The organism is Myxococcus sp. XM-1-1-1 (assembly GCF_020037095.1).
Taxonomy (GTDB): domain Bacteria; phylum Myxococcota; class Myxococcia; order Myxococcales; family Myxococcaceae; genus Myxococcus; species Myxococcus fulvus.
Genome location: NZ_JAIQDH010000006.1, coordinates 130,503 through 150,161, shown reverse-complemented (window position 1 = coordinate 150,161; position 19,659 = coordinate 130,503). Strand labels below are relative to the sequence as shown.

12 protein-coding genes are annotated in these 19,659 nt (G+C 70.3%); 6 read left to right on the top strand and 6 right to left on the bottom strand.

The features are described from left to right. Positions 1–18: 18 nt before the first annotated feature. The 6 genes from tssA to tssJ all read right to left on the bottom strand — a co-directional run bounded on the left by tssA (position 19) and on the right by tssJ (position 8,997). Positions 19–1,650, bottom strand: coding sequence for a type VI secretion system protein TssA (gene tssA / locus K8640_RS14480; protein ID WP_223747569.1), 1,632 nt, complete (start codon positions 1,648–1,650; stop codon positions 19–21). A gap of 31 nt (positions 1,651–1,681) precedes the next feature. Further along, positions 1,682–2,620, bottom strand: coding sequence for a type VI secretion system-associated protein TagF (gene tagF / locus K8640_RS14475; RefSeq protein ID WP_141326393.1), 939 nt, complete (start codon positions 2,618–2,620; stop codon positions 1,682–1,684). Beyond that, entirely contained in the window at positions 2,608–6,318 is a 3,711-nt protein-coding gene (gene tssM, locus K8640_RS14470) for a type VI secretion system membrane subunit TssM (RefSeq protein WP_223747568.1), read from the bottom strand. Before tssM ends, tagF begins: the two co-directional genes overlap by 13 nt. A gap of 10 nt (positions 6,319–6,328) precedes the next feature. Then, positions 6,329–7,009: a DotU family type IV/VI secretion system protein gene (locus tag K8640_RS14465; protein WP_223747567.1), complete on the bottom strand. Its 681-nt coding sequence runs from the start codon at positions 7,007–7,009 to the stop codon at positions 6,329–6,331. A 90-nt stretch (positions 7,010–7,099) separates the two neighbouring features. After that, complete coding sequence (tssK, locus tag K8640_RS14460; RefSeq protein ID WP_223747566.1) at positions 7,100–8,503, bottom strand: type VI secretion system baseplate subunit TssK; 1,404 nt, start codon at positions 8,501–8,503, stop codon at positions 7,100–7,102. Continuing rightward, the gene (gene tssJ, locus K8640_RS14455) at positions 8,500–8,997 is read right to left on the bottom strand and encodes a type VI secretion system lipoprotein TssJ (protein WP_223747565.1); all 498 of its coding nucleotides are present in this window, start codon (positions 8,995–8,997) and stop codon (positions 8,500–8,502) included. The genes tssK and tssJ overlap by 4 nt, the downstream gene beginning before the upstream one ends. A 479-nt stretch (positions 8,998–9,476) precedes the next feature. On the opposite strand from tssJ, the gene K8640_RS14450 reads away from it, so the two are divergent. Genes K8640_RS14450 through K8640_RS14425 form a run of 6 tightly spaced genes read left to right on the top strand, consistent with a single transcriptional unit; the run spans position 9,477 to position 19,653 of the window. Next, on the top strand, positions 9,477–11,705 hold the full coding sequence (locus tag K8640_RS14450) for a type VI secretion system Vgr family protein (RefSeq protein WP_223747564.1): 2,229 nt from the start codon (positions 9,477–9,479) through the stop codon (positions 11,703–11,705). Between the two features lie 12 nt (positions 11,706–11,717). Further along, positions 11,718–13,934: a type VI secretion system Vgr family protein gene (locus K8640_RS14445; RefSeq protein ID WP_223747563.1), complete on the top strand. Its 2,217-nt coding sequence runs from the start codon at positions 11,718–11,720 to the stop codon at positions 13,932–13,934. 6 nt (positions 13,935–13,940) lie between these two features. Then, the gene (locus K8640_RS14440; RefSeq protein ID WP_223747562.1) at positions 13,941–16,751 is read left to right on the top strand and encodes a type VI secretion system Vgr family protein; all 2,811 of its coding nucleotides are present in this window, start codon (positions 13,941–13,943) and stop codon (positions 16,749–16,751) included. Between the two features lie 10 nt (positions 16,752–16,761). Beyond that, entirely contained in the window at positions 16,762–17,265 is a 504-nt protein-coding gene (locus tag K8640_RS14435; RefSeq protein ID WP_223747561.1) for a hypothetical protein, read from the top strand. An 11-nt stretch (positions 17,266–17,276) separates the two neighbouring features. After that, positions 17,277–17,654 (top strand): PAAR-like domain-containing protein, encoded by a 378-nt coding sequence (locus K8640_RS14430; RefSeq protein WP_046714488.1) that lies wholly within the window; start codon positions 17,277–17,279, stop codon positions 17,652–17,654. A 10-nt stretch (positions 17,655–17,664) separates the two neighbouring features. Next, on the top strand, positions 17,665–19,653 hold the full coding sequence (locus tag K8640_RS14425; RefSeq protein WP_223747560.1) for a hypothetical protein: 1,989 nt from the start codon (positions 17,665–17,667) through the stop codon (positions 19,651–19,653). Positions 19,654–19,659: the final 6 nt, after the last annotated feature.

Sequence of the window (19,659 nt, the reverse complement as noted above, 5' to 3'; positions counted from 1 at the left end):
TGGCTTCGCTGCCCCCCGTCACAGAGACACCTTCAGCGCAGCACCGGGATCAAGCAGACACAGCCGATGATAACGGGCAGTGAAGTCAGACACCAGCGCCTCCGGCGACTTTGGAGGAGGCCGCGTGAGCGCAAGCCATCCTTCCAGACACTCCGCCGCGAGCGCCGGCTCCCAGACATCCAGCCCGTGCGTCACCGACTCCCGGTCCAAAGACTCATAGAGGGCCCGCGCCACGGGGGCCTGCCCCGCCGCCGCGCACAGCCGCGCGAGGGAGAGCCGGGCCACGAATCGCTTGCGGCCCGTGCCCGCAGCGCCCACCTGGGTCTGCAACAGCCCCACGGCGCCCGCGGGGTTCCCGCCAGCCAATAGCTTGCGCGCCTCGGCGAGCACGTCCGCGCTGGCGTCGTCCTTCTCGTCGCGTGAGGCGGGTGTAACGGCTGGCGCCACAGGCGTGGCGAGCACCGTGTCCAGCCAGGTCCGCGTCTCATTGGAGGCCACGGGGGTGCCGTCGCCGAAGAGCAGCCCCGGGACGGTGGGCATGCGCTTGAGCCACGAGGCCAGTTCGCCCATCAGCGCCTGGCGCGCGGCGGCGTGTCCCAGCTCGCCCAGCGCCCGGGCGCTGAGGAAGTGCGGGTCCAGGAAGAAGCGGTGCTGGACGAGCGCCGACTCGGACTCCTCGAGCAGCTCCACCCAGCGCGAGTTCGCCGCCATGCGCTCCAGGTTGGCCCGCAGCGCGGCGGGCGGCGCGGGGATGCTCGTCTTGCCGCTGGCGTCCCCCGGAGGCGGCTGGGCCAGGTGCAGGTAGAGCCCCACCCGCAGGAGCCGGTAGGGCATGGGCTCCGCGGGCGACGCGCGCCGCACGAGCCCCGCCGCGCTCGCCAGCGCGGTGCCCGTCTGACGCAGGAAGTCCACCGCGCCCTCCGCGCTCGCGAGCGCGCCCACCTCGGGCATCGCCGCCGCGGGCGCGGCCACCGGAGCGATCTTCGGTGGCGGCGGAGGCGCCACGGCCGGAGGAGTCGGCGCGCTCGGAGCCGGTGCGGGCTTGTACGTGACGGGTGCGACGGGCGGCGGGGGCGGCGCGGCCTCGGGCAGCGACGCGAGCAGGCGCTGGACGCTCTCCAGCAGCGGGCGCATCGCGGGCCCGTTGGTCTCGAACTTCTGGCGCGCCACCTCCGCCAGGCGCCTGGCCGCGACGTCGAGCGCCTCCACGCGCTCGCGGTCCGACGCGCCCACCTCCAGCGAGGGCAGCTGATTGGACGCGCGCTCCACCAGCCACGTCACCGCGTTGGAGCGGCCGCGCATGCGCGTCAGCTCCGGGAAGAGCTCCGGCCAGTAGCGGTCCATCAGCTCGGAGACGACGACGAGGCCCGTGGCGAGCCCGTCCAGGCCCTGCGTCTGGTACAGGCCCTGGGCCAGGTACGTGGCGATGCGCAGGTCCTTCGAGCTGGTCTGGAGCACCTTGCCGCTGGAGTCCAGGACGAGCGCCCAGTCGACGGCGCCACCGGTGACGGCCTCCAGCTTGGCCACCTCCGCGAGCACGGCCAGGTAGCCCGGCTCCGACTTGGCCGCCTTGCCCGCGGGCGACGCCGCCGACACCGGCTCCAACCACTCCTTCGCGCGCTGCTTGAGCTGCTCCAACGTCATCGCCATCCGCCCTCCTTTCGCCGTGCGGCCTTCGTGCTCAGGTCCCGAACGCGGCGAGCAGCGACTCCACCGGGGTGGTGGGGTCCTCGAGCGCCTGCCGTCTCGCGGGGGTGAGCGCCTTCTGCGCGCTGTCGATGGCGGACTGCTGCCGGGTGAGCAGCGGCCACACCTTCATGCTGGAGTGCTCGGGCTTCGCCAGGTGCATCAGCAGCGCGACGCCCGGCGTGCCGATGGACAGCAGCAGCCGTGGCGACGGCCCCAGGTGCCAGAACATCGCCGGAGGCATCGAGCGCCAGCCCAGCTGCCGCTTCGCCAGCTCCGCCCAGCAGAAGGGCCCGAGCGCCTCCGGGAACGGACACTCCAGTGTCACGCCCGGCTTCGCGGGCTCCTTGCCGCGCTCGGCCTGGCAGGCCTTCAGGAAGGTGTTGAACGCGTAGTAGGCCACGCCGGGCGCGGCGCCGTCGCCCTGCAGTCGCTGGACGAGCGGCCCCGCGGGGCTCGACTCCAGGCGTCGGCGCTGCGCGCTCGCGCCCATTGTGTCCGCGGAGGACACGGCCGAGAGCGCCTCCACCCGAGACTCCAGCTCGCTGGCGGACAGCGTCGCGGCGTCGGCGAGCAGGCGCGCGCCGGCGGCGAAGAAGGCCCGGAAGCTGTCGGGAATCGAGGGGAACTGCTCCGCCGCGCCCGCCGCGTCGACGGCGACGTACACGGCGAGCGGGAAGACGCGCCCCACCTTGTCCGTGCTCGTCGCCAGCGTGCCCACCAGGGCCTGGCGTCCGCCGGGCATGGTGAAGACGAAGCACGTGGGCTCCGAGGGCAGCTGGGTGTTGGCGCGCCGCACCGCCTCGTGCGACTCCTCCAGCCACCGGTGGAAGGCCTGTGACACCGCATCCGCCGCGTTCCAGCGGATGAAGTCGCCCTGACACGGCGCCTTGCCCAACAGCGCCACCTGGTTGCGGCCGACTACCCCGAGCATCCCACGCCTCCCTTCGCGATGACGCGTGGAGGACTCATCCCCGGCGCGCGGAATGGCTGCATCATCTTGGGGGTGCGGCCCGGGGACACGCCGAAGAACGGCGAGGCGCTGCGCGTCGGCCGGAAGTCGATGATGACCTCGGTGTCCAGCGAGGGCATCGCCCACGTCACCGAGAACGTCCGCCCGGCGCCCGCGACACTCGGCGTGCCCTCCTCCATCAGGCGGAACAGGCCCCACTCGCCCTCCTGCTCGAGCGTCTCCGTCTTGCCCTGGTTGTTGCGCACGCGGATGGTGGCCCCCACCGACTTGCCGCCCTTCCCCGGCCACTCGAAGTTGTGCCACTCCTCGGGGCCGTTGTTGTACTCGACCGTCTGTCCGTCCACCGTGAAGCGGATGGAGGACAGCTTCGGCGAGGGGCGGATGTGAAAGGCGAACTTCACGCCCGGCTCGGCGTCACGCGGGGCGAAGAGTGATTCGGAGATCTCCCGCGAGCGCGCGAGGAAGGAGAGCACGGAGCCGTAGTACATGTTGCCGCCCGCGCGGCCCGCGCGCGTGACGAACTTGAAGCGCGTCCCCGACTGCTCGACGTGGCTCTTGAGCACGCCGCCGTAGAAGCCCCACAGCGTGCCGGACTCGAAGCGATAGAAGTCCCCCACGTCCGCCACCGCCGCGTCCTGCCCGTTGCGGTTGAAGGGGTAGTGTCCCGCCAGCTTCTGCTTGAAGGCATTGGCCACCTCACTGCACCACTGGTCGCTCGCCTTGCCGCCCTGCTCGCGGATGGTCAACTCGGAGATGGCCTCGATGGGCGGCCACAGCAGCGAATGGATGAGCGGGCGCCACCCCTCCTGCGCATTGATGAGCGTCTGGATGCTCACGCGCGCCGTCTGCACCCGCGTCATCATCGCGGCCGTCTCCGACTGGCTCTCCATGGAGGCGCGCTGCGCGTCGCGAAGGAACTGCAACTGCTCCTGGTAGATGTCCAGGGGGATGGCCTCGGGAGGAGGCGCATCGGGCCCCTTGGCCTGCGGTGGCGCGGCGCCGAACTTCAAGAGGCCCGCGAAGGCCGGCTCCACGTCGTCCGCGGCGTAGTCGCGCGCTTCCTCCCTGGAGTCGTCTGCCGGCTCCTCGTCCTCGCCCAGCTTGCCACTGACATACCGGGCACCCTTCTCGATGGCCTTCCCCTTGGGGCCCAGCTTCTGCTTGAGCTTGTCGAGCATGCCCTCCGCGTCGGACTTGCCCTCCGCCTGCTCGCCGCCCAGCCGCACGTTGAAGGCCACGGCGCGGAAGAGCTTTCCCAGCAGAGGAGGCTCGCCACGAGTGAGGTCCTCCAGCATGGCCAGCGCCACCGTCGTGTCCGTGGGCGCCTTCATGCTCAGCTTGCTGAGGAACTCCTGCCACTCCTCGATGTACTGCTTGTAGTAGGCGGAGCGCAGCGCCCGCTCCTGGCGCGCCAGCTCGATTTCGTTGGTGGAGTCGGCGTCCTTGTCCAGGACCCAGATGTCCGCGCCCTGCAGCGGGTGCTCCAGCCTGGGCGCCACGACCTTCTCCCATGCCCTGCGCGTGAAGGCGGCGCGCACGCGCCCGGGGGGGTCATGGGGCTCCTTCACATGGCCGTCCTTGATGTGCTGGGCGGAGCTGCCCAGGATCGAGGAGAGGGTGACGTCGTACTGATCCTTCTTGCGCGACACCTCCGAGATGAGCTGCGCCAGCGCGAGCTCGGAGAACGGCAGCCGGTCCAGCACCACGCGCACGTCGCGCACCACCTGGTCGTTGCGCGTGAAGGCGAGCGCCGGGTCCTGCGCCAGCAGCTTCACGTACAGGTCGATGTGGTTCGCCATCTGCGTGGTGCGGTGGGCGCTCTCGGTGAAGCCCGCCTTGCGTCCCCACCGATCCCGGAGGCTGGTGACGATCCACTCGCGCTCCGCCTCACCCAGCTCCGGCTCACGGGGCGTGCGCGGTCCGGAGAGCAGCAGGTGCAGCTTCAGCCGGTCAAAGTAGAGCGCGTATGAGTTCGCCGAGGGCCGCTCATCCTCGCGCGACCTCGCCACCCAGGCCTTCGCGTCCTTGAGGTCCCCCGTGAGCACCGGGTCCACCAGCACGCGGCGCACGGTGGCGCCGTAGAACGCGCCGAGCGGCCCCAGCAGGTCGTCGCCCCGGTACATGCCGAAGCGCATCCCGGTGGGCGGGCCGTCCTCCTTCCACTGGAGCAGCTGGTCGAGCTGCTGCCGCATGGGCATCATCGCGTCGACCATCTTCCCGGCGCCGCCCTCCTTGTTGGCCTCCTCCAGCTTGAGCGCCTGCGCCATCACCCGCGTCGTCTGGATGAACTTGCGGTTCTCGAAGAAGGAGATGGCCGGGAAGAGCAGGATGAGCAGGGCGACGGCGAGGCAGCCTCCGGCGTAGGCCAGCTGCATGCGCTTCTGGCGCTGCACCTCCGCGGAGCTGCGCATCGCCAGGTTCTGGTCCGGGAACACCACGTCCGCGAACATGTCCCGCAGGAAGTAGGAGCGGGACTCCACCGCGGGGCGGCTGCCCGAGGGCGTGGTGGTGCGGCGGATGCCGAAGGCCTCCGCCATCTTGTTCATCACCCGGTCGATGGGGCTGCCTTCCTGCGTGCCGCTGGTGAAGTACACCCCGCGCATCACCGGTGTGTCCGCGTAGACGTTCTCCGCGAACAGCGCCTGCACGAACTCGATGAGGTTGCCGCGCAGCCCCTCGAACTGCTGGGGGAAGCGGAAGATGCGCTCGCGCGTCTCGGGGTGCCGCTCCGAGCCCAGGCGCACGATGGAGCGCTGCTCCACCACCTCCGCCAGCTCGTCGAAGCGCGCGGCGAACGTCTCGCCGATGGCCTCGCGCGCGTCCTCGGGCCGCAGCGTGAAGCCCCAGATCTGCCCGCGCTCCGCCTTCGCCAGGTCGCCGAAGAGGTCCACGAAGCCCGCGAGCAGGTCGCACTTGGTGAACATCACGTAGACGGGGACGATCATCTTCAACCGCTCCATCACCTCGTCCACGCGCTCGCGGATGGTCTGCGCGAGCTGCACCGTCTGCTCCTCGTCGATGCCGATGAGCTCCCCCACGCTCACCGCCACCACCAGCCCGTTGACGGGCTTGCGCGGTCGGTTGCGCTTGAGCATGTCGAGGAAGCTCAGCCACTCCTCGCGGTCATCGTCCTCCGTGGTGTAGCGGCCGGCCGTGTCGAGGATGACGCCCTCGTTGGTGAGCCACCACTCGCAGTTGCGCGTGCCGCCCACGCCCTTCACGCCGCCGCCGCGCGCCGACAGGTAGGGGAACTGGATGCCCGAGTTGCGCAGCGCCGTGCTCTTCCCGGAGCCCGGCGGGCCGATGATCATGTACCAGGGCAGCACCGACAGCGCGTCCTTGCCCTGCCGCGCTCGCGCGAGCTTCGAGGACTTGAGCGACTGGAGCGCCTTGGAGAACTCGGCCTGCATGGCCTGGATCTCCTCCTGCTGATCCGGCCGCACGTTCTGCAGCTGGGCGTCCGCCTGCACGCCCAGCTCCCGCTCGATGTCGCGCGCGGCCTTCGACGCCAGGTGGCGCTGGTACAGGTACGCGCCGATGACGATGGCCACCAGCAGCACGGTGGGGACGATGGCGCCCCACAGCGGCAGGCTGAAGAGGATGACGACGGTCCACACCATGACGATGAAGACCGCGATGAACAAGGTGAGCAGCAGCATCGCGAGCGTCCTAGGGCTGCTGGGGAGAGGAGGCCGCGACCTCCTCGACGAGGGAGGACACGCTGCTGGACAGGCCGATGCGCAGGCCCGTGTAGACCAGCAGCGCGAAGACCACCGCGGCGGCGGAAATGGCCAACAAGGGCAGCGTGCGCTTGGCGCTCACCGCGCTGTCGGGCGGCCGGTCTCCATGGGGGGAGAGCGTCTCGGTGTCGAACTTGTGCGTGCGGGCCAGCTCCCGCTGGAGCGTCTCGGTGAGCTGCATCAGCTCCAGCTCGCCGCCCCGCACCCGGAAGCGGCCCTTGAAGCCGAAGATGAGGCACAGGTAGTAGACGCGGAGGATTTCGGTGCGCTGCGAGTCCTTGCGCACCTCCTCCAGCCGCGTGAAGAACCCGTCACCGGCGCGGTTCTCCCGGAAGTAGTGGAACTGGAGCAGGTTCGCCAGCCAGTACTCCCGGAAGGTGTCGGCGCGCGCCAGGGCCAGCTCGTCGGCGAGCGCGACGATGGGATAGGCAATCTCCTGCGCGTCCTGCTGGTTGAAGCCCAGCTCCCCGGCGCGCTTGAGCAGCCGGTCGAAGAACGTGCGCAGCTGCCGGTGCACGAGCTCCGCCGAGGGGAGCGCATGGTCCCCGAACTGCCTCAGCTGCAGCAGTGCCCCGAAGCACTCCTGCGTGATGGAATTGATCCGGTCCATCCTGTCGATGCCTCCACCCCATGTCGACAGGGAGCCTCACCGCGAACCGCCGCTCGCCGGTGATTGGACGGCCCCCCGCACGACCTTGTTTCAACGACTGACGGCGTTCTTCTTCGCCGGAGGCCCCCCGCTCCCCCCCTTGGGGACCGCGAGCAGCTCCAGCTTCGTCTTCGACGGCTCGAACGGGCGCGGCAGGTACACGGCCACGTTCTGCTCGCTCATCACGTTCTTCCAGTAGGGGTCGCCGCTCTCGAGCGAGAAGTACACGACGCCCGGCTTCACCGGCACCTCGGCGGGCGGGCGGAAGGTGACCTCCACCGGCACCCCCGGGGCGGCGGCCTTGATGATGTCGCGTATCTCCGCGAAGTTGGCGATCTTCGACAGCACCGGCAGGCTCTTGGCGACGTCCGCCTCGGGCAGGTCGCTGCGCACCGCGAGGATGAACTGCGAGCACTTCAGGAAGCGCTCGTCCTCGATGCGCCCCAGGTGCATGCCGTCCTTGCGCGGCTCCAGCGACACGGTGATGCACTGCTCGATGGCGACCACGTCCAGGAGCTTCTGGAGCACCTGGAACAGGCCCTCGAAGGTGGCGCGCAGGTTCGTGTACTGGAACTTGGGCAGGTCCCCCGGGTCCGCCTCCGCGGAGAACGTGGAGAGCTGACCCGCCGCCTGGCACAGCAGCAGGTACACCATCTGCGGGTTGAGGTCCGCGACCTCCACCACATGCGCCACCTGGGGGATGAGCCCGTTGAGCGCGCTCAGCTGCAGGTACTTCGTCACGTCCCCGGCGGTGAACTCGAGCGCGGTGGCGTCGCGGTGCCGGCGCCCGTCCGCCAGCTCCCGCTGCTTGCCCTGCATCGCCTTGAGGATGCTGCGCATGCGCTCCAGGATGAAGGGCGAGGCGGACACGCGCAGGCACGGGGGGATGTAGTTGCTCGCCAACGCCACGCCGCCCGTCTTGTCGCGCACCAGCTCCGCGATCTTGATGACGTCGTAGTCCTCGCGCGGCTCGGTGCCGAAGAGCAGCCGGAGGTTTCGCTGCGCGAAGGCCACCGGCACCACGGACTCGGCCGCCGCCAGGTCCGGCACCGTGCGGTTGACCAGGGAGAAGCGCGGCGACGTGGTGGACTCGTCCGGCGCGCCGTAGCTGGCGATGCCCTCGCGCTCGCGCGCCACGCCCAGGTACACGTCCAGCGAGCGCTTGTTGGCGCTGAAGTGCTCCTCGATGGGCCGTGTCTGCGGGGCCTCGGGCTGGCCGCGCTCGAAGGACAGCGGCAGGCCATCCGGGAGGATGCCGGAGAAGCGCAGCAGCTGGAGCTGGCCGGCGGAGAGCGCCTTCTCGTCCACCTCCTGCTCCACCACGCCCCAGTCGTAGGGCGTCAGCGCGCCGAGCCGGGCCGCCAGCAGGCCCTCGTGGTAGAGGTCCGACTGCTGCAGGTGCTGGGGATTCATGAACATCCCCTCGGACCAGACGACCCGCTGCGGCGTCTTCATCTGCGGACCTCGCCGGCCCGGGCCTCGACGCGGTAGTCCTCGACGAGGAAGCGCAGCGACGTCTCGCGCGGCGCGCCCGGGCGGCAGTCCTCCGGCTTCACCGCGGGCAGCCGCTCCACGTCGCGCCACACCACGCCCGCGGGACGGCGGAACACGCCCACCACGGCGAGGTACTCCGCCTTGGGCGTGCGGTTCACCTCGCGCGACAGGCGCTGGCCCGGCTCCAGGGTGAGCTCGTCCACGGCGAGCAGGTCCTCCTCCAGCACCTCCTTGGGGCGCTGCCAGAGGTCCTGGAACTCCGCGGCCTCGAAGCGGCGCGAGTCCTTGAGCTGGTACACCTGGATGTTCGTCGGCAGCGAGCGGCCCTGGTCATCCGGGTTCAGTCGCGTGCCGGCCTCCAGCTGGATGAGGAATGGAGGCGGCTGCTCACACGCCGCCGGGGGCGGCGGGTTGTGGGCACAAGCACCCGCGAGCAGCCCCCAGAGCAATGTCACTCCCGGGAACCCCCCGACGCAAACCCGCGCCCGTGGGCCGAAGCCCCCCCCACTAACCGGCATGGCATCCTCTCTGAAAGTCGCTGCGCGCCAGCAGAATCGCTCACAACGTGCCACAGCCACCCCTTTCAGTTCAAGACAGGGCACAGCCAGCGTCCGGGATGTCATTGACGCATGACGACGCGACATTTTCGCGGGAATTATCTCCCGCCACTGTTCACGGAAAGTGCGAGGGCTCACGCTTCACCAGGGGTCCGTCAGCGCATCGAGCGCTCGTCTAGAGGGGGTCGCCGCCAGCCTCCACGGGTCCTCCAGGAGTACGGGTCGCGGACTTGTGACCGAAGACTTCACACCGTCCGCGTTCACCCCACCCAGGGAGGTGTTGGCCGCCAGGGATGAGGGCGACCGCGCCACATGGAGTTGCATATGGGCAAGGATGTCCTTGAGACTGACATCCTGAACGACGAGGGGGAGACAGCATGGAGGTGCGTGCCCATATCGACCATGCGAGCCTTCCCGCGGAAGCCATCGTGTTGCGGGCCACGGCTCGCGAGGGATTGTCCGAGCTCTTCGACGTGGAGCTCGAGTTCGCCTGTGATGATCCGGATCTGGACCTGACGGCCCTCATCGGGACGGCGGGGACGCTGAGGCTCTCCCCCACCTTCTCGGAGGGCAGCTTCGAGGAGCGCTGCTTCCACGGCGTCGTGGAGGAGGCGGAGTACCGCTCCAGGCTGGCGACCCATGGCTTCGTCTACCGGCTGCGCCTGCGGCCCCGGCTGCACGGCCTGCGCTACCGCAGCCGCAGCCAGATATTCCAGGACATGACGGCGGTGGAGATCATCCAGGCCGTCCTGGAGAAGGCGGGCCTTCCGGCCGAGTCCACCGAGTGGCACCTGTCCCGCGATTACATGAAGCGGGAGTACTGCACCCAGTGGAAGGAGAGCGACCTGGACTTCGTGCTCCGGCTGCTGGAGGACGAGGGCATCTTCTTCTGGTTCGAGCACCTGCCCACCGAGCACGTGCTGAAGCTCGCGGACGCCCCTTCCGCCCACGAGCCCATCCTGGGGACGCCCGCGCTCGGCTTCACGCGCGACTCGCTCATCCACGCGGAGGACGAGCGCGTGGCGGAGCTCACCTTCACCTCGCGACTGGTGCACGGCCTGTACACCACGCGGGACTGGAACTGGCGCAGCCCCAGCGAGCCGCTGGAGGCCGAGGAGCGCTCCAGTGAGGCGGACTTCCCGCGCTACGAATACCCGGGCTCCTTCTCCAGCCCCTCGGATGGCGTCCGCCGCGCGCGCAACCGCCTGAGCGGGCTGGTGCAGGAGCGGATGGTCCTGGAGGCGCGCAGCAACAGCTTCCGGCTCCAGCCCGGGCGCCTGTTCTCCCTGCTCGACGCCCTGCCCTCCTTCCTCTGCCAGGAGTACCTGCTCCTGCAGGTCACCCACGACTACGCGCTGGTCCAGGCGGACGACGGGGAGTCCACCCGCTTCGGCACCCGCGTGCGGGCCATCCCCTCGGCGGGCGCCGACTTCCGCCCCCCGCGGCGCACCCCGCGCCCGCGCGTGTGGGGCAAGGAGAGCGCGGTCGTCACCGGCCCGCCGGGCGAGGAGATCCACGTCGACGAGTTCGGGCGCATCAAGGTCCACTTCTATTGGGATCGCGAGGGCAAGGTGGACGACACCGCCTCGTGCTGGATGCGCGTGCAGCAGCAGAACACCAGCGGCAGCATGCTCCTGCCGCGCGTGGGGTGGGAGATGGAGGTGGGCTTCCTGGACGGAGACCCGGACCGCCCCGTCGTCCTGCAGAAGCTCTACAACCAGGAGACGATGCCGCCGTACGCCCTCCCGGACGAGCGGACCCAGTCCACGCTCCAGTCAGCCACCTCGCCCGGCGGCGGGAGCACGAACGAGGTGCGCATCCAGGACGGCAACGGGGGCATGGAGTTCTTCATCCACTCCTCCAAGGACTTCAAGCTCGTCACCGGGCACGACCTCTCCGAGGACATCGTCAACAACGCGCAGGAGGAGGTGGGCGACCAGTCCACTTCGCTGGTGGGAGGCGACGAGTCGGTGGACATCGGCGCCAACCAGGGGCTCAGCGTGACGAGCAACGCGGTGCTGGAGACGACGGGCTCCAAGGTGGTCCAGGTCGGCGCGGTGGACGACTGGGGCGTCACCGGCAACTTCTCCCAGACGGTGGACGGCCAGCGCAGCGACACCATCGGCGGACCGATGAACGTCCTGGCCAACCACGTGCTGGAGACCTTCAACGCGGACTGCTCGCGCACCGTGGGCGCGGCGTTCTCCATCAACGCGGCGACGGCCATCGTCGAGACGGTGGGCGGCGGGAAGACGGAGACGGTGGGCGGCGCCAAGGTGGAGCTGCTCAAGGGCGCCAAGTCCGAGGACGTGGGCGCGGCGAAGGTGCTCACCACGGGCCTGGCGGACTTCAAGACGGGCGAGGACCTCATCCTGGAGGCCGTGGGCGCGGTGGCCGTCACCTCCGCGGGGCCCATCTCCGAGAAGGTGGGCAAGGACTTCGCGATGTCCGCCAAGACGGTGACCCTCACCGCGCCAGGCGGCGCGAAGCTCAAGGGCGGGGGCAAGGTGTTCGAGCTGTCGGGCTCGACGCTGACGGTGGACGCGGAGGGCCTCAAGGGCGGCGCCAAGGTGCAGCTCAAGGGGAAGATTCACTTCAAGAAGTAGGGGGCGCTCATCATGGGGATGCGTCGACTGAGCCTGGAGCTGTCCCTGGAGGGGTTCGACCCCACCAGCTTCCGCGTCCTGCGGATGGAGGCCACGGAAGGGCTGAGCGAGGGCTGCCGGGTCCAGGTGGAGGCCGAAACGCCGGAGCAGGTGGACCTGGACGCGCTGCCGGGCACGCCGGCGGCCCTGTGGCTGCGCTTCCATGACGACTCGGAGGACCGCCCCTTCCACGGCGTGGTGACCGAGGCGCACCTGGAGGCCACGCAGAGCCATGCCTTCCGGCTGGTGGTCGTCATCTGCGCCCCGGTGGAGCTGCTCAAGCTGGGCCGCACCTCGCGCATCTTCCAGGAGCAGAGCGTCCAGGAGGTCGTCTCCAGCGTCCTCGACGACGCGGGCCTGGGGGACGCGTCCAGCTGGGATTTGATGGAGCCGCCCCCCACGCGCGTCAACGTGGTCCAGTACAACGAGAGCGACTTCGCCTTCATGTCGCGGCTGCTCCACTCGGAGGGCATCGCCTTCGCGGTGCACCACGAGGCGGACGGCGCGCGGATGCTCTTCTTCGACGACAGCACCCGGCTGGAGCCCATCCGGGGGCAGAGCCTGCTGGTGGACCGGGACAGCAGCCAGCTCGACGACGACGTGGTCATCGACCTGCGTGATGGCCGGAGCATGGCCTCCGACCAGGTGTTCCTGCGCGACTACGACTTCAAGCGCCCCGCGGTCGACCTGTCCGCGACCCACAGCGCCGAGTCCACCACGGGGCGCGAGGTCTACGAGCATCCGGGTGACTTCGTGGAGGCGGCGGCGGGCCGCACGCGCGCCAGGCGTCTGATGGAGCGGCTGCGACTGGGGACGCGCACGCTCCAGGGCCAGAGCACCTGCCCGAGGCTGGAGCCCGGCAGGACGTTCTGCGTGACGGGGCATGGCCGGACGGAGGCCAACGTGGACCTGCTCATCACCCGCGTGGTGCACCACGCCTCCAGCGAGCACGACACGCAGCGGCCCGGCTTCTACTCGAACGAGGTCTGGGCCATCCCGCACACCGTGCCCTACCGGCCGGTGACGGCGCCGCCCAAGCCGCTCATCGGAGGCACGCAGCTGGCGTTCGTCACCGGGCCCTCGGGCGAGGAGATCCACACGGAGTCCTTCGGCCGGGTGAAGGTGCGCTTTCCGTGGGACCGCTCCGGCCTGAAGGATGACCGCAGCTCCACGTGGCTGCGCGTGGGCCAGCTTCCGCTCAGCGGCTCGCTCATCATCCCCCGCGTGGAGTTCGAGCTCCTGGTGGACTTCGAGCTGGGGGACTTCGACCGGCCCTTCGTCGCGGGCCACCTCTACAACGCCGAGCACACGCCTCCGTACGCGCTGCCGGACGGCGCCACGCGCAGCTCCATCCAGAGCGCGACCACGGGCGGCGGACCGGGCGCCAACGAGCTGCGCTTCGAGGACGCGGCGGGCGCCGAGGAGATCTTCATCAACGCGTCCAAGGACTACACGCTGCTGGTGGACAACGACGCGGAGATGACGGTCGCCAACGCTGAGCGCTGCTCGGTGGGCGTGGACAACACGGTGAGCGTGGGAGGCAACCACTACGCCAACGTCACCGGCAACCGGACGCTCAGCGTGGGCGCCAACCAGGACATCAACGTGGGGGGCGACTACACGGATGGCGTCGGCGGGGACTTGAGCGTGAGCGTCGGCGGCGCGCGCATGGTGAAGGTGGGTGGGGACATGGCCGAGAGCATCCAGGGCACCCTGGACCGGAAGGTGGCCGCGATGCAGGTGGTGACGGCGCTCGTCGCCTACACTCGCAAGGTGGTGGGGGCCTCCTCGACGAAGGTCGGCGCGGCCTGGATGGAGCTGGCGGGGAAGAGCCGGCTCGTTTCGGTGTCGACGAACTTCACGGAGACCATCGGCGCCCTGAAGTTCACCAAGGCCAAGCAGATGTCCGTCTCCTGCGGCGCGGGCTACGTGATGAACGCGGGCGTGGAGAAGGTGAAGTGCGGCGGCAGCAGGACCGACACGGCCAAGGGCCTGGTGGCCATCACCGCGGGCGGAGGCATGAAGGTGAAGGCCACCAACGTCACCTTCTCCGCCCAGAACAAGCTGGTCCTCCGGGGCGGCGCCTGCACGGTGGAGCTGCTGGCCAGCGGGCAGATCAACATCAAGGCCCCCACCGTCGTCATCAAGAACAACAAGGTGCTCAACCAGCTGCTGCACAAGAGCGCCTGAGGCTTTATGAGCGACTCGCCCTCGGCAGTGTCCGTCACCGCCAGCATCCCCGGTCAGCGGGGGGACCTGGTCGTCCACGCCCTGCGTGGCGAAGAAGAGGTGTCACGGCGGTTCGTGTTCGAGCTCGACCTGTCGGCAACGGAGCTGGCGCCGGAGGAGGCGCGCGGCGGGTTCGCCCACGTGGTGCTGGAGGACGCCTTCGGGCAGGTGCGCGAGGTGTCGGGGGTGGTGGACCGGGTCGACGTCGTCGCCACGGACGACCCGGCGCAGCTCGTGCGCTACCGGCTCACGCTCGTCCCGCAGCCGTGGCTCGTCGCGTACCGGTACGGCTTCCGCATCTTCCAGGAGCTGTCCGTCCCGGACATCGTGAAGGCCGTCTTCAAGGACGCGGGGCTCGAGGACAAGCTGTTCCGCTGGTCGCTGGAGGGCGCGTATCCCCGGCGTGAGTACTGCGTGCAGTACGACGAGTCGGAGTGGGACTTCGTGTGCCGGCTGCTCGAGGAGGAGGGCATCTGGTTCGCGTTCGAGCACAGCGCGGACGGGCATGTGATGGTGCTCTCGGACGCGAGCGAGTCCGCCGAGGTGATGGAGCCGGACGCCCTGCCCTTCCGCTACGACGCCTCGCTCGGAGGCGACGCGGTGGCGGTGTGGGACTGGCGCAGCGGCGTGCGCGCCAGCGTCTCCAAGGTCAGCCTGGACGACTACGACATGCTGCACCCCTCCAAGAAGCTGGCCGCGGACCAGCTCGCCGAGGACTCCGTGCAGGCGGAGTGGTACGAGTACCCGGGCCGCTACACGCAGCCCGCAGACGGCAAACGACTGGCGAAGCGTCGCCTGGAGGAGCTCCGGGGACGGCGGAAGTCCGCGCGGGCGCGCACCAACGCGATGACGCTGGCGCCGGGCCGGCGCGTGTCGCTGGTGGGCCACCCCTTCGCGGATGGCGAGTACTTCATCACCGCCTCGCGGCTGCACCTGCGCTTCCACGGCCAGCAGGAGCCCGGTCCGCTCGTGGACACCGGCGCGGCGCACTGCGAGGTGGACTTCGACGTGGTGCCCTCCGCGCAGGTGTTCCGTCCCCGACGTGAGACGCCTCGGCCGCGCATCCTGGGACTCCAGACGGCGCGAGTCACGGGGCCCTCGGGGCAGGAGCTGCACTGCGACGAGCATGGCCGCGTGAAGGTGCAGTTCCATTGGGACCGAGACGGCATGCTCGACGACAAGTCGTCCTGCTGGGTCCGCGTCACGCAGGCGCACACCACGGGCTCCGTGATGATTCCCCGCATCGGCTGGGAGGTGCTCATCGAGTTCGTGGAGGGAGACCCGGACAGGCCCGTGTGCCTGGGGCGCCTCTACAACCCGCTGAACCCGCCGGACTACAGCCTGCCCGCGCAGAAGACGGTGTCCGGGCACCGCTCCAATTCGTCGCCCGGCGCGGGGGGCTCGAACGAGGTCAGCTTCGACGACTCGGCGGACAGCCAGCGCGTCTACGTCAATGGCGCCTACGACATCAACATCAAGGCCGCCAACGACAAGAGCGCCAAGGTCGCGGTGAACCAGAAGCGCACCATCGGCACGAATCGGGAGATGTCCGTCGGCGCCAACGAGAAGATGGCGGTGAAGGGAATTCACAACGCCTCGGTGGGCAAGGACCACAAGGTCACCGTGGGCGCCAACCGCGCGGTCAAGGTCAGCGGCATCATCGGCGAGGAGATCACCGGCGCCGTCACGCTGAAGGTCGGCGGGCTGGAGAACATGCAGGTCGGCGACCCGGCGGAAGGGCTGCTCGAGAGCATCGAGACACTGGCCCTCGAAGGGGCGATCGCCCTCGCGGGCAAGGCGGCGAGCCGCGCCGAAGCCGCCCTGCTCGGGCCCTTGATGCCGGGGCTGAACGCTGCCCGGGAAGCGCTGGGCACCGCCGCGGAGCTGGCCGGCCCGGCAGCGGCCCTCCTCGGAGGCGACAACACCGCAGTGGCCGTCTTCGGCTCGGAGGTGGGCCAGCTCGCCGAGGACGGGAACCTGTCCCTCTCGAGCGTCATGGCATCCGGCATGGCGCAAGCCGTGTCGAGCGGCGCGCTGACGCGAGGGGGAGCATCACCCCAGGGCGGAGGCGCGTCACCGCGCGGTGGTGGCGCTGGGGGACAAGGCTTCGGGGGCTTCGGAGGGGGAAGTGGTGGCGGAGGCGGCGCGTCGGGGTCGTGGGACGCTCCGGCCACCGGGAACGCGGGGAGTGATGGCCGCGGTGGAGGTGGGGATGGAGGAGGAGGTGGTGGTGGTGGTGGTGGTGGTGGTGGTGGTGGTGGCGGCGGCGGAGGTGGTGGCGGCGGCCCCGGTACGTGGGGCACGACGGTCGAGGGCTCCGTCACCGAGAAGATCGGCGCGCTGGCGGTCATCAACGCGGTGACGGGAGTCTCGTTCGCGGTCGGCGGAGACTCGACGGAGACGATCGGCGCTGCCCGTATCGAGTTGATCAACGGTGGCAAGAACGAGCAGGTGGGTATCGCGAAGCTCGAGACCGTGGGCGCGTACATGGTGAAGGTGGCCAAGGCGCTCGCCATCGATGCGAAGGGGGCCGTGGCCATCAACGTGGCCAGCCAGACCCAGGACATCACCGGAGGCCACTCCATCACCGCGGGCGCCGCGGGCGTGGTGACCGCCGCCAATCTCAAGCTCGAGGCGTCCGGGAAGATCACCCTGACGTGTGGAGCCTCCGAGGTCGTCATCGATTCCAGCGGCGTGGCCATCAAGGGCGCGCTGGGCGTCACCATCGAAGGCACCTCCGAAATCAAGATGCACCCTCCCGCCATCATGCCGGGATGAGGAGAAGGACATGAGCATGCAGGCACTCAAGAGCGTGGCACGTGAAGAGGCCGAGACCTCCGAGGAGTCTCCGCGTCAGGTGAGGCTGGCACCGGCGCCCGCGGCCGCCCTGCCTCCGATGAGCCTGGGGCGACTGGTGGCGCGGGAGGGCGAGGGGTGGCGCGTGCGCATCGGCGCCACGGAGCACCTGCTCCAGGTGGACCCCGCGGTGGACCCCGCGCTCCTCGACGAAGCGCTCGCCTCGGGCGCGAGGGTCATCGTGGATGCCTCCGACGAGACGCCGCTCATCGCGGGCCTGCTCACCACGCAGCGCGCGCTGCACCTGGACCGGCAGGGAGCGGTCAACGCGCGCGTGCGCAGCTTCTCCGTGACGGCGGACGAGAAGGCGCTGCTGCGCGTCCCCGGCGCGTTCCTCCAAGTCACCGCGACCGAGGTCGAGCTGTACGCCGACCGGGTCATCACCCGTGCACGCGAGGTGGCCAAGGTCCTGGCCACCCTCATCAAGCTGAACTAGGAGCCCGCGCCATGAGCGTCACCGCGCTTGGAATGACGGTCGTCGGAGAGAAGAGCAAGCACACCGTGGTGCCCATGGCGCCCAACATGTGCCACACGCCCGCGGCGCCCAGCCCGCTGCCCATGCCCTACCCCATCACCGGGGACTCGGGCTCGCTGAGCGTCAAGTGCAGCAACATCGAGATCGAGAGCAAGCACGTCCACAGCTCGTTCTGCAAGACGGGGAACATGAAGGGCAACGAGCCTGGCGTCGCGCTCACCAAGGACATCACCGTCGCGGGCGTCAACCGCGGCGTGGCGTGGGGGCTGCCCGTCCCCGCCGTCACCGTGCACTTCGAGGGCAAGCCCGTCTGCGTGACGGGGAACGTGGGCTTCGGGGACTCCCGGTAGGGGCGTGGGCGTGACGGAGCGGATGGGCATCCAGACAGTCCAGGCGTTGCTCGATGAGGCGTTGCTCGGCTTGAGGGCGGTGACAGACCCGGCGCTGCCCGTCCGGCAGGCCGAGGAGCAGCTCGCGCTGGCCCTGCGTGAGGCGTACGAGGCCCACGCGGCGCGCGCGCAGTTCAACGTCCGGCGCGAGCGCATCCGCGCCATGGCGACGAACCTCCACGCGGCGGCGCGGCTGCTCGCGCAGGTCCCCACGGAGGACCCGGGCGGACTCGCGGAGCTGGCGCTGCTCCAGCAGGCCATGAAGGCGGCCATCGGCGCCCTGGGCGAGCCCTTCTCCACGGGCGCCGACGCGCGCCCACTGCCGCCCAAGGTCCGCGCCGAGCCCCTGCGCGCGAGCCTCCGCGAGCCCCGGCTGCTCGAGCCGGTGCGCGAGGTCCTCCTGCCGGCCATCCCCCTGCCGGAGCTGCCCGAGCCGGAAGCGCCGCCCCCTGCCCCACCCGCGGCGCCTCCGCCCGTGACGACGCTCGCGCAGCTCGACGCGCTGCTCGCCAAGGCGCACGCACGGCTGGCGGCGTTCGAGGCCGAAGAAGACGACGACGAGGACGCCGCGCCGGAGGAGGACGAAGCGAGGGTCGCGGCGACGGACGCGCAGGCCCTGCCCCTCCACTTCGGCCACCCGAAGGCCGAGGAGGACGTGCTCTTCGGCCATGCGCGCACCTGCCTGGAGGAGCTGGGGATGTTCGGGCTGATGCGGCGGGCCCGGTCCCTCACGCCCTGGTCGAACAGCGAGCGCACCGAGCAACGGCTGGTGCGCCGCGTGGACGCCATCGTCGCCTGTGGCCCTCCCATCCTGCCGCGCCTGGTGAAGCTGCTGGAGGAGCGTCCCGAGCCGGACCCCGAGCTCACCTGGGCCAACGTGTTCCTCTTCGGCTCGCTGGCCGGGGACGACGCGCTCGACCAGGCCCTGCGCATCATCCGGACCGTGGAGCTGAGCGAGCCGAGGATGGCCGAGGCGGTGACGGACGCGCTCTCGCTCGCGCCGCATCCCGGCATCGAGCGGGCGGTGCGCCCGTGGCTGGACGCGGAGCTGCCGGCGCGGAGGGCCGCGGGCCTGCGCGTCCTCGCGCGGCGCGGCGCGCTCTCCGTGTCTGACGTGGAGCGAGGACTGGAGGACCCGGAGCTGGAGGTGATTCGAGCCGCGAGCCAGGCGCTCGGAGCCACCCAGGGTCCCGTGCCTCACCGCGCGCTCGAGCAGGCGCTGCGCCACGAGGACGAGGAGGTCGTCCGCGCCGCGCTGGAGAGCACCCTGCTGCGAAGAAGCGAGCAAGGCCTGGAGCGAGCGCGCGCGTTGGTGCTGAAGGGTCAGGGCGCCTTCGCGGACGCGGCCCTCTTCCTGGCGATGTCCGCGGACGCGTCCGGAGCGGACGACCTGCGCGCCGCGCTGGACTCGGGTGACGTGCCCGCGGTGCTGCGGGCCCTGGGGTGGTTCGGGGACCTGTCGTTCATGGAGGTGCTGCTCGAGCACCTGGCGATGGACGCTCCCGACACGAAGGTCGCGGCGCTGGACGCGCTGCAACGGATGACAGGCGCGTCCCTGACGGAGGACGTCCCGAGCCCCGAGTACACGCGGGACGCCCTGCCCTTCCAGCGACCCTTCACGCCGCCCACGCCCGTGCTCGACCTCACGGACCGGGCCGTCGTGTGGGCGGACTGGTGGGCGAAGCATGGTCGCCATGCCAGGAAGGGCACGCGCTACCGCTTCGGACATGCGTGGAGTCCGAAGGTCTCCCTGTGGGAGCTGGAGGCTCCGGAGTCACTGCCCGCGATGCGCCGCTGGGTGCACGTGGAGCTGGCGGTGCGCACGGGCGGAGCCGTTCCGTTGGACCGCGCGGACTTCGTCGTCCGGCAGCTCGCGCAGCTCGAGGCCTGGAGGGTTCATGTGGAGTCGGGCAGCCGGCGGAGCCCGTCGGATGGATGGACGACGCGGTATGCGAGGTGACGTGAC

Coding starts and splice junctions, on each gene's coding strand:
- tssA (WP_223747569.1), bottom strand. CDS start 1,650: ATGGCGATGACGTTGGAGCAGCTCAAGCAGCGCGCGAAGGAGTGGTTG.
- tagF (WP_141326393.1), bottom strand. CDS start 2,620: ATGCTCGGGGTAGTCGGCCGCAACCAGGTGGCGCTGTTGGGCAAGGCG.
- tssM (WP_223747568.1), bottom strand. CDS start 6,318: ATGCTGCTGCTCACCTTGTTCATCGCGGTCTTCATCGTCATGGTGTGG.
- K8640_RS14465 (WP_223747567.1), bottom strand. CDS start 7,009: ATGGACCGGATCAATTCCATCACGCAGGAGTGCTTCGGGGCACTGCTG.
- tssK (WP_223747566.1), bottom strand. CDS start 8,503: ATGAAGACGCCGCAGCGGGTCGTCTGGTCCGAGGGGATGTTCATGAAT.
- K8640_RS14450 (WP_223747564.1), top strand. CDS start 9,477: ATGGAGGTGCGTGCCCATATCGACCATGCGAGCCTTCCCGCGGAAGCC.
- K8640_RS14445 (WP_223747563.1), top strand. CDS start 11,718: ATGGGGATGCGTCGACTGAGCCTGGAGCTGTCCCTGGAGGGGTTCGAC.
- K8640_RS14440 (WP_223747562.1), top strand. CDS start 13,941: ATGAGCGACTCGCCCTCGGCAGTGTCCGTCACCGCCAGCATCCCCGGT.
- K8640_RS14435 (WP_223747561.1), top strand. CDS start 16,762: ATGAGCATGCAGGCACTCAAGAGCGTGGCACGTGAAGAGGCCGAGACC.
- K8640_RS14430 (WP_046714488.1), top strand. CDS start 17,277: ATGAGCGTCACCGCGCTTGGAATGACGGTCGTCGGAGAGAAGAGCAAG.